This is a genomic window from Allobosea sp. GW821-FHT03A12 (assembly GCF_058986765.1).
The window spans coordinates 1,148,850-1,161,281 of the sequence record NZ_JBYSVZ010000003.1 but is presented as its reverse complement, the minus strand read 5'-3'; the positions used below and the strand labels follow the sequence as shown (position 1 = coordinate 1,161,281).

14 protein-coding genes are annotated in these 12,432 nt (G+C 66.6%); 5 read left to right on the top strand and 9 right to left on the bottom strand.

Annotated features, from left to right (window positions below):
- Window positions 1-176: 176 nt before the first annotated feature.
- Together AC3WLC_RS13040 and AC3WLC_RS13035 are read right to left on the bottom strand one after the other, a co-directional pair.
- Complete coding sequence (locus tag AC3WLC_RS13040; RefSeq protein ID WP_493684322.1) at window positions 177-458, bottom strand: hypothetical protein; 282 nt, start codon at window positions 456-458, stop codon at window positions 177-179.
- Between the two features lie 152 nt (window positions 459-610).
- A complete protein-coding gene (locus AC3WLC_RS13035) occupies window positions 611-1,576 on the bottom strand; it encodes an MBL fold metallo-hydrolase (RefSeq protein ID WP_493684321.1) in 966 nt (321 codons plus the stop codon).
- 128 nt (window positions 1,577-1,704) lie between these two features.
- Here AC3WLC_RS13035 and AC3WLC_RS13030 point away from each other — a divergent pair, with 128 nt between their 5' ends.
- The 5 genes from AC3WLC_RS13030 to AC3WLC_RS13010 all read left to right on the top strand — a co-directional run bounded on the left by AC3WLC_RS13030 (window position 1,705) and on the right by AC3WLC_RS13010 (window position 5,415).
- The gene (locus tag AC3WLC_RS13030) at window positions 1,705-2,619 is read left to right on the top strand and encodes a LysR family transcriptional regulator (RefSeq protein ID WP_493684320.1); all 915 of its coding nucleotides are present in this window, start codon (window positions 1,705-1,707) and stop codon (window positions 2,617-2,619) included.
- Between the two features lie 94 nt (window positions 2,620-2,713).
- Window positions 2,714-2,920, top strand: coding sequence for a CsbD family protein (locus AC3WLC_RS13025; protein ID WP_493684319.1), 207 nt, complete (start codon window positions 2,714-2,716; stop codon window positions 2,918-2,920).
- Window positions 2,921-3,098: 178 nt separating this feature from the next.
- Complete coding sequence (gene pstS, locus AC3WLC_RS13020; RefSeq protein WP_493684318.1) at window positions 3,099-4,142, top strand: phosphate ABC transporter substrate-binding protein PstS; 1,044 nt, start codon at window positions 3,099-3,101, stop codon at window positions 4,140-4,142.
- 98 nt (window positions 4,143-4,240) lie between these two features.
- The gene (locus AC3WLC_RS13015; protein WP_493684317.1) at window positions 4,241-4,546 is read left to right on the top strand and encodes a hypothetical protein; all 306 of its coding nucleotides are present in this window, start codon (window positions 4,241-4,243) and stop codon (window positions 4,544-4,546) included.
- A gap of 248 nt (window positions 4,547-4,794) precedes the next feature.
- Complete coding sequence (locus AC3WLC_RS13010; protein WP_493684316.1) at window positions 4,795-5,415, top strand: hypothetical protein; 621 nt, start codon at window positions 4,795-4,797, stop codon at window positions 5,413-5,415.
- Between the two features lie 257 nt (window positions 5,416-5,672).
- On the opposite strand, the gene AC3WLC_RS13005 is transcribed toward AC3WLC_RS13010, so the two are convergent.
- The 7 genes from AC3WLC_RS13005 to ppdK form a co-directional block, all read right to left on the bottom strand.
- Window positions 5,673-5,942 (bottom strand): hypothetical protein, encoded by a 270-nt coding sequence (locus AC3WLC_RS13005; protein ID WP_493684315.1) that lies wholly within the window; start codon window positions 5,940-5,942, stop codon window positions 5,673-5,675.
- Window positions 5,943-5,947: 5 nt separating this feature from the next.
- A complete protein-coding gene (gene infA, locus AC3WLC_RS13000) occupies window positions 5,948-6,217 on the bottom strand; it encodes a translation initiation factor IF-1 (protein ID WP_057187732.1) in 270 nt (89 codons plus the stop codon).
- A 74-nt stretch (window positions 6,218-6,291) separates the two neighbouring features.
- A complete protein-coding gene (locus AC3WLC_RS12995) occupies window positions 6,292-7,794 on the bottom strand; it encodes a DEAD/DEAH box helicase (protein ID WP_493684314.1) in 1,503 nt (500 codons plus the stop codon).
- 195 nt (window positions 7,795-7,989) lie between these two features.
- A complete protein-coding gene (locus AC3WLC_RS12990) occupies window positions 7,990-8,199 on the bottom strand; it encodes a cold-shock protein (RefSeq protein ID WP_291675242.1) in 210 nt (69 codons plus the stop codon).
- 215 nt (window positions 8,200-8,414) lie between these two features.
- Window positions 8,415-8,759, bottom strand: a complete 345-nt coding sequence (locus tag AC3WLC_RS12985; RefSeq protein WP_493684313.1) for an MmcQ/YjbR family DNA-binding protein — start codon at window positions 8,757-8,759, stop codon at window positions 8,415-8,417.
- Window positions 8,760-8,787: 28 nt separating this feature from the next.
- A complete protein-coding gene (locus AC3WLC_RS12980) occupies window positions 8,788-9,486 on the bottom strand; it encodes an HAD family hydrolase (RefSeq protein ID WP_493684312.1) in 699 nt (232 codons plus the stop codon).
- A 107-nt stretch (window positions 9,487-9,593) separates the two neighbouring features.
- Window positions 9,594-12,278 (bottom strand): pyruvate, phosphate dikinase, encoded by a 2,685-nt coding sequence (ppdK, locus tag AC3WLC_RS12975; RefSeq protein WP_493684311.1) that lies wholly within the window; start codon window positions 12,276-12,278, stop codon window positions 9,594-9,596.
- Between the last annotated feature and the right edge of the window lie 154 nt (window positions 12,279-12,432).

Sequence of the window (12,432 nt, the reverse complement as noted above, 5' to 3'; positions counted from 1 at the left end):
GGCCATCAGGCTGATCAAGACGCATCGCGTTGACCCAGCCTATAAGACGAACACGCGAGCGCTCCGCCGGTGAGGGGCGTCCGATCGGTTTCCGTCTGCTTTTCGCGCAGCGTAGAACGCAAGCGATCGCGCAACGAGACTGGCTAGACCAAGCCAAACCAGTCCAGCTGCGACAGCTACTCTCCGTACAACGCCGAATGCCGTGCCGCGGCGAGGCGATCGACCCTATCCTTGGCGACCATGTCGGGGTTGTAGAGCCAGCAGATCGACTCGCCCTCGTTCGTCATCCGGCCCTGGACCAAATCGGCGCCGGCATAGCCGGCTTCGCGCAAATCGCGCTTGAGCCGGCGGGCGTCCCATCTGATCGCGGCATAGCCGAAGGCGTCGTTGTCGAGGACGAACCCATCCTCCTTGATCCGCAGGAGGGCGTTCGTGATGTCTTGCGATGAGTATGTCATGGCCTGTTCTGGGCTGTGATGCTCCTCCCTAACCTGCAGGCCCTTGGCCGACTGATACGGATTTAGCTCGCATTTTAGCGGATCGCCGATTTCTTGCTGCGGCGAGGCCGGGACTGATCCCGGCCTCGCTCATGACCCTGGGATGGCGCCTTCTAGTCCTGAAAAGCCCAGGCGGCCGGCAGCCAACGATACTGGCCCTGATCGGCGACGACGCGGCCGAGCCCCGGGAACGGCATATGCGTCGCGGCGATCAGCGAGCCTTCCGCAGCCGCACGCTGGAAGAAGCGGGTGCGCATCGCCTGAGCCGCCGGGCGGTCCTGCTCGAACAGGAAATTCACGTCCAGCCCGGCCGGGTGAACCACCGGGAAGAGCATGTCGCCGGCCATGACCAGGCTCTGGCCGGCATCGGCGATGCGCACGCCGATATGGCCCGGGGTGTGGCCGGCAAGGTCGACGATGGAGACGCCGGGGACGATCTCGCGCTCACCGTCGATGGCCTGCAGCTTGGGATAGAGGCGGGCCACCTCTCCGGAGAGCTTGATGCCGTTCTGGAGATAGGCGGGCGAGGCCGAGCGGGTCGCCGGACTGGTCCAGTGCGCCAGCTCGCGCCGGTCGACATAGATCTCGGCCTTGGCGAAATTGGCCCGCTCGCCGGCGACGAGGCCGCCGATATGGTCCTGGTGCATATGGGTGACGATCACGGCGTCGATCCTGCCGCGGTCGAGGCCGAGCGCGCTCAGGCCCGCAGGCAGCCTGCCCGACTGGCCGATCGTGCCGCCCGGCCCGGCATCGATCAGGGTGCGGCTCCTGCCGTCCTCGATCAGGTACTGGTTGAACATCATCCGGATGCCGCCGGGCCGCGCCGAGAACTGCGCCCTCGCCAGCGCCTCGACCTCGGCAGCTGAGCGGCCGGGGAAGTACTCATAGGGCATATCGACATAGCCGTCGCTCAGCGCGGTCACCGTGAAGCGGCCGATCCTGAGCTGCGCCAAGGGCGGGGGCGCCGCGCGCTCGGCCGTGGCTGGCGCCTGCGCCAGACCGACCGACGACAGGCCAGCGCCAGCCGCCGCCAGGGCCGGGAAGCCCAGCGAAAATCCCCTGCGTGAAAGACCGGTCATCGTCGACTCCTGGGCTCGTCCGAGCATCGGCGCCAAGAGCGGCGCCTTGTGGAGATTGACGTATTCCTCCCGATGATCGGGTGCTATGGACAAACTATGGAGACAACCTCCCGAAATATGGAAGGCTGATGGATCGCCTCGACGCCATGGCAGTGCTGCTCGCGACCGTGGAAGCCGGGAGCCTGTCGGCGGCCGCGCGCAAGCTGCGCATGCCGCTCGCCACCGTCAGCCGCAAGATCGCCGATCTCGAAGCGCATCTGCAGGCCAAGCTGATGCTGCGCACCCGGCGCGGCACCGAGCTGACCGAGGCCGGCCGGGCCTATCTTGAAGCCAGCCGGCGGATTCTCGAACAGGTCGAGGAGGCCGAGCGTATCGCTGCCGGCGAATACAGCGCGCCCCGCGGCGAACTACGCCTCACAGCCTCGACCTTGTTCGGCCAGCGCCATGTCATGCCGGTCGCCCTCGCCTTCCTGGAGCAGAACCCCGAGATCTCGCTCAGGCTCCATCTTGAGGATCGTCAGATCAACCTCAGCGACGAGCATATCGACGTCGCCGTGCGGATCGGCCATCTCGATGGCGGGGGGCTGATCGCGGCGAAGGTCGGCGAGGTCCGCCGCGTGATCTGCGCCAGTCCGGCCTATCTTGATCGCCGCGGCAGGCCGCGGACGCCGGAGGACCTCGCGGCCCATGACGGCATCTCCTTCCGTGGCTTCTCGGTCACCCCGGAATGGCGCTATCGCGGCGACAACCCGGCCCTCGGCGAGGAACCCAGAGCACGGCTCTCGGTGAACTCGACGACCGCGGCGATCGATGCGGCGCTGGCCGGATTCGGCCTCGTGCGCGTGCTGTCCTACCAGGTCGAGGACCAGCTTCGGCAGGGCACTCTCGAAGCGGTTCTGGAGGATTTTGCCCCGGCACCGCTGCCGGTCAGCCTCGCCTATGCCGCAGGCGGCCTGCGCAGCCTGAAGGTCCGCGCCTTCCTGGATTGGGCAACGCCACGCGTGCGGGCACGGCTGGCGGGCCGCGATCAGGAGCGCCTGTAGGCCCGGCATTTGACGGCGATGTGGCTTTCTGCCGAACCATTCCGTCATCCACGCGTTGTTCTGGCACACCCATTACAAACACGAGGAGCGTCCGATGGACTGGAACCGCGTCGAAGGGAACTGGAAGCAGCTCAAGGGCAAGGTCAAGGAGCAGTGGGGCAAGCTGACCGATGACGATCTCGACGTCATCGCCGGCAAGCGCGACCAGCTCGAAGGCAAGATCCAGGAGCGCTATGGGATCGCGAAGGACAAGGCCCGCACCGATGTCGATGACTGGTACGGCCGCCAGACCTGGCACTGACCGGTAGCAGCACGGCCCGCTGTGAAGTGGGTGTCGCTATCGAAGAGAGACCCCGCGGGCCGGCGCCCGCGGGGTCTTTTTGTAGCTGGGCACGCGTCATCGCGGCGTCACCGCCCCGCCCTAGCGTCACCCCGTTCGCCACGGCCCGCTGCCGGGCTCCGATCGGGGAGAGAGACTGATGAAGCTCCTGGCCAGGCTGGCTATCGCCGGCGCCCTTCTCGGCTCATCCATGATACCTGCTGCAGCCGAGCCTATCACCGGCGCCGGGTCGAGCTTCGCTTTCCCGATCATCGGCAAATGGGCGCAGAACTATCGCGTCGCCAAGTCGGACGGCGCCGAGATGACCCCGCTCGACATCGGCGTCGACTACGAGCCGATCGGCTCGCTCGGCGGCGAGGTCCGCGTCACCCAGCGCGCTGCCGATTTCGGCGCCTCCGACCGCCCGCTCTCCTCCGATGAATTGCAGCGCTCGGCCCTGATCCAGTTCCCGATCGTGATGGGCGGCATCGCCCCGGTGGTGAACCTCGACGGCATCGGCCCCGGCCAGATCCGCTTCACCGGCCCGCTCCTCGCCGAGATCTATCTCGGCCGGATCAAGCTCTGGTCCGATCCGGCGCTCAAGGCGGTGAATCCCGAGCTGAAGCTGCCGGATGCCCCGATCAGCGTGATCTATCGCGCCGACGGCTCGGGCACGAGCTTCAACTGGACCGACTATCTCGCCAAAGCGAGCCCGGAATGGCGCGACAAGGTCGGCGTCAACACACAGGTTCCCTGGCCCGTCGGCACTGGCGCGCAGCGCAGCCAGGGCATGGCGGATGCGGTGAAATCGACCAAGAACGCGATCGGCTATGTCGAATTCGGCCAGGTCGTGCGCGCCGGCCTCGCCTATGCGCTGGTGCAGAACAAGGCGGGCGTCTTCGTCACGCCGGACCAGGCGAGCTTCACGGCGGCTGCGGCGAGCGCCGAATGGGTCAAGGCCAAGGATTTCTCGCTGATGCTGACCGATGCGCCTGGCGCAGGAGCCTATCCGATCGTCGCCACCACCTTTGCTCTGGTGCCGAAGCCGCAGACGCGCCGCACGCAGGAGGTGCTCGACTTCTTCCGCCTGTCCTTCACGAACGGCGCGGCCGACGCCGCCACATTGGGCTATGTCCCGCTGCCGCCGACGCTGGTCAGGCAGGTCGAGGAATACTGGGCGGCGAACATGAAGGCCGGCAGCTGAGACGCTCGACGCTCAGCCATTGTTCATCGGTCGCCCCCTATTCTCCTGCCCAGGATCCGGCCTGCGGCCATGGCCGCAAGGAGACCAGGAGGATAGCCATGATGTTCAGGACCCTCGCGATCGCAGCCCTCGTCGGCGCGGCGATCTCGTCCGCGACCAGCGCGAACGCCCAGTATTACGATCCCTATTACCGGCCGGCGCCGCGCTACGACTATGACCGGCCGCCACCGCCCTATGGCTACGACCGCCCGCGCTATGGCTATGAGCGGCCCTATCGCCAGCGCTTCAGCGATACTTGCGTGACCTCACGCGGCTCGTGCGAGGCCAGCAGGCCGGCGCCGGCGAATACGCCTTGCAGCTGCTATATCGAAGGCTTCGGCATGAAGCGCGGCGCGATCGACTGAACGAAGTCGAAAGCCCTTTCCTGACAGGCCGGTTCTGCTGCTTGCCCCTGCGCAGGCCGGCCTGAAAACGGGGTCGAATACTGGGCCGGCCGTGCATATCTCAGTAGCCGACAAGACGGTGCCAGCCCGCGCAAAACTGGTTAATTTTACCTTGTTTTGCAGTTAACCTTGTCTTCATAGATCGTCTCAGGCTTTCTTACCCCAACGACGCAGCGGCAGCGTTGCGCAACGCAGGGTTGGGGTCAGCTATGACGTTCAGGCTTCTTTCGCTTTCGGCTCTCGCCACCACGGCGCTGATGGGCCTCGCCGCTCCGGCACTCGCCGGTGGCTGCACCAGTTCCTCCTGCTACCGGGCGCCGGTCAGCTCTTGCGGCAGCGGCTCCTGCTACAAGCTGGTCTCGACCCCGCCGGTCTACGGCACCGTCGACGAGAGCTATGTCGTGCGCCCCGAGCGCACCTTCTCGCGGGTCATTCCGGCGCAATACGACACCGTCAGCGAGCAGGTGGTGCTCCAGCCGGAGCGCCGCGTCGCCCGCCACATCCCGGCGCAGTACCGGACCGTTTCCGAGAAGGTCCTGATCTCGCCGGCGACCAAGCGCTGGGAAGTCACCCGCGATGCCTATGGCCAGACCACCGGCTGCTGGGTGCATGTCCCCGCGCAATATGGCTATCAGCAGCGCACCGTCGAAGTCTCGCCGGCCTCGGTCGACTACGACGTCATTCCGGCCGTCTACGGCCAGCGCAGCCGCCGCGTCATGGTCAGCGCCTCGCGGGTCGAGCACGAGACCGTGCCGGCCGAGTATGCGACGCGCCAGCGCCAGGTTCTGGTCAGCCCCGGCTCGCAGCATTGGGCAAGGGCTGGCTACTGAGTTTTCGAGTTTTCTTCGTAGTACCTGTCACCACGTAACAGACACCTCACGCCCCGGCCTCGGCCGGGGCTTTTTTCTTGCCTGGGGTCAACGCTGAAGCGTCGCGCAAGCCGCCCTTCGCCGTCATGGTCGGGCTTGTCCCGACCATCCACGCCTTCGCTTCCCTGATCGCGTGCGGTGTTCAAGACGTGGATGCTCGCCACAAGGGCGAGCATGACGCGAATGGACGATGTTGAGTTTGAAACGTCGTTGCCGGCTCAGGCCAAGCTGCCCGTCAGCAGGATCAGCACGCCGACGCCGAGGGCGAAGGCGAGGATGCGGGCGGGCATGGAGAACAGGGTGCCGGGCGGCTGCTTCGTCGCAAAGCCGGCGATGATCTCGACCAGAGCGAGGGCCAGCAGCACGTAGACGAAGGGCGGGAAAGAGCCACCCTTGGCGATCCAGCCGGTGTTGACCGCGAGCGAAGCAAGCGCGCCGAGCCCGATGCCGGCCGCGATGAAGAATTGCTCGGGCCGGCTGAAGCGCATGCGTGTCAGCGCCGACGGAAGTTCTGCGGCCGCGGCGGCATCGGGCCGGGGCTGGCGGTCTTCTGGCGGAAATTGATGCGGCCTCTGTCGAGGTCGTAAGGCGACATCTCGACGACCACGCGGTCGCCGGCGATGGTGCGGATGCGGTTCTTCTTCATCTTGCCGGCCGCATAGGCCAGGATGACGTGGTCATTGTCGAGCTTCACCCGGTAGTTGCCGTCCGGGAGCACCTCGACCACTGTGCCGTCGAATTCGAGCAGTTCTTCTTTCGCCATTCGCTGATCCTTCGTCTTGTCCTCGGCGCGGGGCCAGACCTGTAGCGGCCCAGCCCCAGCGGTTACGGCGCCTGTCAGTTCGGGCGCCGCCCGCCGCCGCCGGTGCGTCGTTGTCCCGTTCTTTGCTGCAAGAACGCGACGCCGCCAAGCCCTTCCTTGCCGGAAGCCGCGTCTTTTCGTGCGCCGCCTGCCTCTTGGCGCTGGGCCGGACGCTCATGACGCTGCTGCTCCGGACGCGCCTGCTGCTGGCGCGGCTGGTTCGCACGGGGCTCGCGATGCGGCTGAGCCTGACGCTCGCCTTGCTCCTGGCGCTGGCCGTTACGGCCATGGGACGGGGCGCCCCGGCCGTCGCGACGCTGTCCCTGCCCTTGCGGCTGCCCGTTCTGCGGGCGGCCCTGGCCGCGGCCGCCGCGGTTCTGCGGCGGCTTCTTCGGGGTGCGGCCATCCCAATGCGGCACATCGCCGATCGGGGTGAGCGCAATCTTGGTCAGCTTCTCGATCGCCGCGAGATCGCCGCGCTCTTCCGGTGTGCAGAAGGCGATGGCGAGGCCCGAGGCGCCGGCGCGCGCCGTGCGGCCGATGCGGTGAACATAAGTCTCCGGCACATTCGGCAGGTCGAAATTGACGACATGGCTGATGCCGTCGACATCGATGCCGCGCGCGGCGATGTCGGTCGCGACCAGGATGCGCAATTCGCCGTCACGGAAGGCGCCCAGCGCCCGCTCGCGCTGACCCTGGCTCTTGTTGCCATGGATCGCGGCGGACTTGATGCCGGCCTGCTCGAGCTGGCGCACGACCTTGTCGGCGCCGTGCTTGGTGCGGGTGAAGACGATGGCGCGCTCCATTTCCGGAACGCTCAAAGTCTTCGCCAGCAAGGCCGGCTTCTGGCCGGCTTCCGTGAAGATGACGCGCTGTTCGACCTTCTCGGCGGTGGTGGCGACGGGCGCGACCGCGACCTCGACCGGATCGGTCAGATAGGCCTGGGCGATCTCGCGGATCGCCTTCGGCATGGTCGCCGAGAACAGCAGGGTCTGGCGCTGCTTCGGGATCAGCGTCGCGATCTTGCGCAGCGCATGGATGAAGCCGAGGTCGAGCATCTGGTCGGCTTCGTCCAGCACCAGGAACTCGATCTCGCGCAGCGAGACGGCGCGCTGGTCGACGAGGTCGAGCAGGCGGCCGGGGGTCGCGACGAGGATGTCGACATGCTGGCCGAGCGCGCGGATCTGCTTGCCGACCGGCACGCCGCCGAAGATCACCGTCGACTTCAGCGAGGTGAACTGGGCGTAGTTGCGGATGCTGGCCTCGATCTGGGCCGAGAGCTCACGCGTCGGCGACAGGATCAAAGCGCGCACCGAGCGCGGCTGCATGCGCCGCGGCTGGTTGAGCAGCCGGTGCAGCATGGGCAGCGAGAACGCAGCCGTCTTGCCGGTGCCGGTCTGGGCGGCTCCGAGCAGGTCACGGCCATCGCGAATGGAAGGGATCGCCTGCGCCTGGATCGGCGTCGGCGTCTCATAACCTTCGGCGGCGAGCGCTTTGAGAAGCGGCTCGGCCAGGCCGAGGTCAGTAAATTTGGTCAAATCAGGTCTTTCTGAGCCGAACGAAATGGGGCGCACGTGGTGAACGGAAGCGCCTCGACATGCCGTCTCGGTCTACGCATGGTCTCTTTCCGCCCGGCGAACCGCTAGCCACTGCGCCGGGGGATGTCGTGTATCGCAGGCTATGGCCTGCGTCTGGAAACGGGCGGACACTGATGGCCCGCCCGAAAGAGGTCTTCAGTTGGCGACGAGGTTGCCAGCCGAGGACTTGCCGGTCTTGCGATCAGCGATCAGCTCGTAGGAGACGACCTGGCCTTCGCGCAGCTCGCGCAGGCCAGCGCGCTCGACGGCGCTGATGTGGACGAAAACGTCCGGGCCGCCAGCCTCAGGGGTGATGAAGCCGTAGCCCTTGGTGGCGTTGAACCACTTGACGGTGCCCTTGTTCATATCGGGACTAATCCTTGCACTTCAGATCCGCGTATTCGTGGAACCCATGACCGGACGCGCGGACGCCTTGCCATGGCCTTGTATCGACGTGTGGTGGATCTGAAGTGGCCCGCCGGTCGGAATACCCGCGCGGAGGATTGGCCAGAACCGGCCGCATCTCGTCTTACATCGGTGGAGCTAGCACAAATTGCAAGGCTGGTCCAGCTAACGGGCCGTCAGCCCCGGCGAGGGCGCGGTTTCGGCCCAGTCAGAGCATGGGAACGCGCCACGATCGCCGCGACCTCGTCCCAGTTGGGACCATCATCGAGGCGCATGCCGACCCAGCCCTTGTGCCCGACATAGGGCGGCACGAAGAAGCGTCGGGGATCGGCGCCAACCAGCACTTCCTGACTGCCATCGGGCGCCTTGCACCAAAGCGAGCAACGGCCGTCGCCAGACTTCACCATGGCGAAGATGCGATCGCGCACCCGGAAGGTCGGATCGCCCCAGGCCTCCTTCTCGCTGGCGCCGGGCAGAGCGAGGCAGATGCGGCGCAGGCGCTCGACGGGGTCGTCCGGCATTCACCCCTCCCGAAACTGGTGCGCGAATTCAGCCGATCTCTCGCACCAGATCAACCAGCCCGCCGAGATCGGCGAGCTTGCGGAAGCGCGCCTCCCCGGCCGGCTCCTCGGCATGCTCCAGCGCCCAGGTCAATTCGTGCGGCACATGCGCGGCCCAGGCGCCGGCGGTGAGCGCCGGGACGATGTCGGACTTCAAGGAATTGCCGACCATCAGCGCCCGCCCTGCCCCGTCGCCATGGCGAGCGAAGAGCTTCTCATAGGTCGCGGCGCTCTTGTCGCTGACGATCTCGACCGCGTCGAAGAAGTCGCCGAGGCCGGACTGCGCCAGCTTGCGCTCCTGGTCGAAGAGATCGCCCTTGGTGATCAGCACTAGCCTGTAGCGGCCGGCGAGCGCAGCGAGCGTATCCTGCGCATGCGGCAGGGTCTCGACCGGATGGGCCAGCATCTCCCGGCCGGCCGAAAGGATTTCGCCGATCACCGCCGGGGGCACCTGGCCGCGCGTGATCTCGAGCGCGGTCTCGATCATCGACAGCGTGAAGCCCTTGATGCCGAAGCCGTAGAAGGCAAGGTTGCGCTTCTCGGCCTCGAGCAGCTTGCCGGAGATCTCGGCCGCCTCGCCATGCTCGCCCAGCAGGGCAACGAAACGATTTTCCGTCAGCCGGAAGAACTGCTCGTTCTGCCAGAGCGTATCGTCGGCATCGAAGCCGATGGTGGTGAGTGTCTTCACGACTGGTTCCCGTCATTGCGAGCGGAGCGAAGCAATCCAGGAGATGTCGAGCTCTGCCGCCCCTGGATTGCTTCGTTGCTCTGCTCCTCGCAATGACGAGGAGCGTTTCAGGCGTCCTTGGCCTTGATCGCCCCCAAAGCCGCCTGCGCGGCGGCAAGCCGGGCGATCGGCACGCGGAAGGGCGAGCAGGAGACGTAATCCAGCCCAACGCTCTCGCAGAAGCCGATCGAGGCCGGGTCGCCGCCATGCTCGCCGCAGATGCCGAGCTTGATGTCCGGCCGCGCCTTGCGGCCACGCTCGACGGCGATCCGGACCAGCTCGCCGACGCCGTCCTGGTCGATCGTCACGAAGGGATCGGATTCGAGCAAGCCGCGGGCCGTGTAGGAGCCGAGGAAGGAGCCGGCATCGTCGCGGCTGATGCCGAGCGCAGTCTGCGTCAGGTCGTTGGTGCCGAAGGAGAAGAATTCGGCGCTCTTGGCGATCTCCTCCGCCCGCAGCGCGGCACGCGGCAGCTCGATCATGGTGCCGACCTGATAGGTAAACGCGCTGCCGCTCTCCTTCTTCACGGCTTCCGCCATCGCATCGATCCGGCCCTTGACCAGGTCGAGCTCGGGCACGCCCATGACGAGCGGAACCATGACCTCCGGAATGACCGGGTGGCCGGTCTCCTTGGCAGCGATCACCGCCGCCTCGAAGATCGCGCGCGCCTGCATCTCGGCGATCTCGGGATAGGCGACGGCGAGGCGCACGCCGCGGAAACCGAGCATCGGGTTGACCTCGTGCAGCTCGGCGGCGCGGCGCTTCAGCTTGTCAACGGTCGTGCCCATGGCTGCGGCGACCTCGGCGATCTCGTCATCGGTCTGCGGCAGGAACTCGTGCAGCGGCGGATCGAGCAGGCGGATCGTCACCGGCAGGCCCTGCATGATGGTGAAGAGCTCGACGAAGTCCTGGCGCTGCATCGGCAGCAGCTTGGCGAGCGCGGCACGCCTGCCCTTCTCGTCCTCGGCCAGGATCATCTCGCGCACGGAGAGGATGCGGCCGGCATCGAAGAACATATGCTCGGTGCGGCTGAGGCCGATGCCCTCGGCGCCGAACTCACGGGCCGCCTTGGCGTCGCGCGGCGTCTCGGCATTGGCCCGGATCTTGAGGCGGCGGACCTTGTCGGCCCAGCCCATCAGGGTCCGGAAATCGCCGGAGAGCTCGGGCTGCTGCATCTTGACCTCGCCGAGCAGCACCTGGCCGTTGCTGCCGTCGATGGTAACGAAGTCGCCGGCCTTCAGCGTGGTCGGCCCGACGCTCATCGTGCCCTTGGCGTAGTCGACGCGGATCTGGCCGGCGCCGGAGACGCAAGGCTTGCCCATGCCGCGCGCCACGACCGCGGCATGCGAGGTCATGCCACCGCGCGTGGTCAGGATGCCCTCGGCGGCGTGCATGCCGTGAATGTCCTCAGGCGAGGTCTCGACACGGACGAGGATGACCTTCTTGCCGGCCTTCTTGCCGGCCTCGGCCGCCTCGGAGGTGAAGACGATCTCGCCAGCGGCGGCGCCGGGCGAAGCCGGCAGGCCGGCGGTCAGCACGCGGCGCTCGGCCTTGGTGTCGATGGTCGGATGCAGGAGCTGGTCGAGCGCGCCGGGCTCGACGCGGCCGACCGCTTCGGTCTCGGTGATCAGGCCTTCGCGGGCAAGCTCGACCGCGATCCTGAGCGCCGCCTTGGCGGTGCGCTTGCCGGACCGAGTCTGCAGCATCCAGAGCTTGCCCTCCTGGATGGTGAACTCCATGTCCTGCATGTCGCGGTAATGCTTCTCGAGGATGCCGTAGATGCGGCAGAGCTCGGCATAGGCCTCCGGCATCGCCTTCTCCATCGAAGGCTTGTCGGATTTGGCGGCGAGCTTGGCGGCCTCGGTGATGTCCTGCGGGGTGCGGATGCCGGCGACGACGTCCTCGCCCTGGGCGTTGATCAGGAACTCGCCATAGAGCGCGTTCTCGCCGGTCGAGGGATTGCGGGTGAAGGCGACGCCGGTCGCCGAGGTCTCGCCCATATTGCCGAAGACCATCGACTGGACATTGACCGCCGTGCCCCAGGAGGCCGGGATGCTGTTGAGCTCGCGGTACTTGATGGCGCGGGCGTTCATCCAGGACGAGAAGACGGCGCCGACCGCGCCCCAGAGCTGCTGCTGCGGATCCTGCGGGAAGTCGGAGCCGAGCTCCTTCCTGACGATCTCCTTGTACTTGCCGACCAGCACCTTCCAGTCATCGGCCTTGAGATCGGTGTCGAGATTGAGGCCCTTGCGCTCCTTGTAGTCCTCGAGCGCCTCCTCGAAATGGCCGTGGTCGATGTCGAGCACGACGTTCGAGTACATGGTGATGAAGCGGCGATAGCTGTCATAGGCGAAGCGGGCATCGCCCGAGGCCTTGGCCACCGCCTCGACGGTGACGTCGTTGAGGCCGAGATTGAGGACGGTGTCCATCATGCCCGGCATCGAGGCGCGGGCGCCGGAGCGGACCGAGACCAGCAGCGGGTTCGCCGGGTCGCCGAAGGTCTTGCCCGTCAGCTTGGCCATGCCGGCGAGCGCATCCTTGACCTCACCGTCCAGCTCGGCCGGAAAGCTCTTGTCGTGATCGTAATACCAGGTGCAGACCTCAGTGGTGATGGTGAAGCCCGGAGGCACCGGAAGCCCCAGATTGCTCATCTCGGCCAGGTTCGCGCCCTTGCCGCCGAGCAGGTTCTTCATGCCCGCCTCGCCTTCGGCCTTGCCGTCGCCGAAGGTGTAGACCCACTTCTGCCCTGCCATAGCCTGCCTTTCCCAAGGTTGGTCGCCGGCATCAACAACGCCGGCGCGCCCACATGGTTTCGCATTTGCGGTACCCGCTTATTGCAGCGCACCGGATGCGCGGGTGGTCATGCCGAAAACCGGATGAACAATCAATGAGCATGCCGTGGCAAGT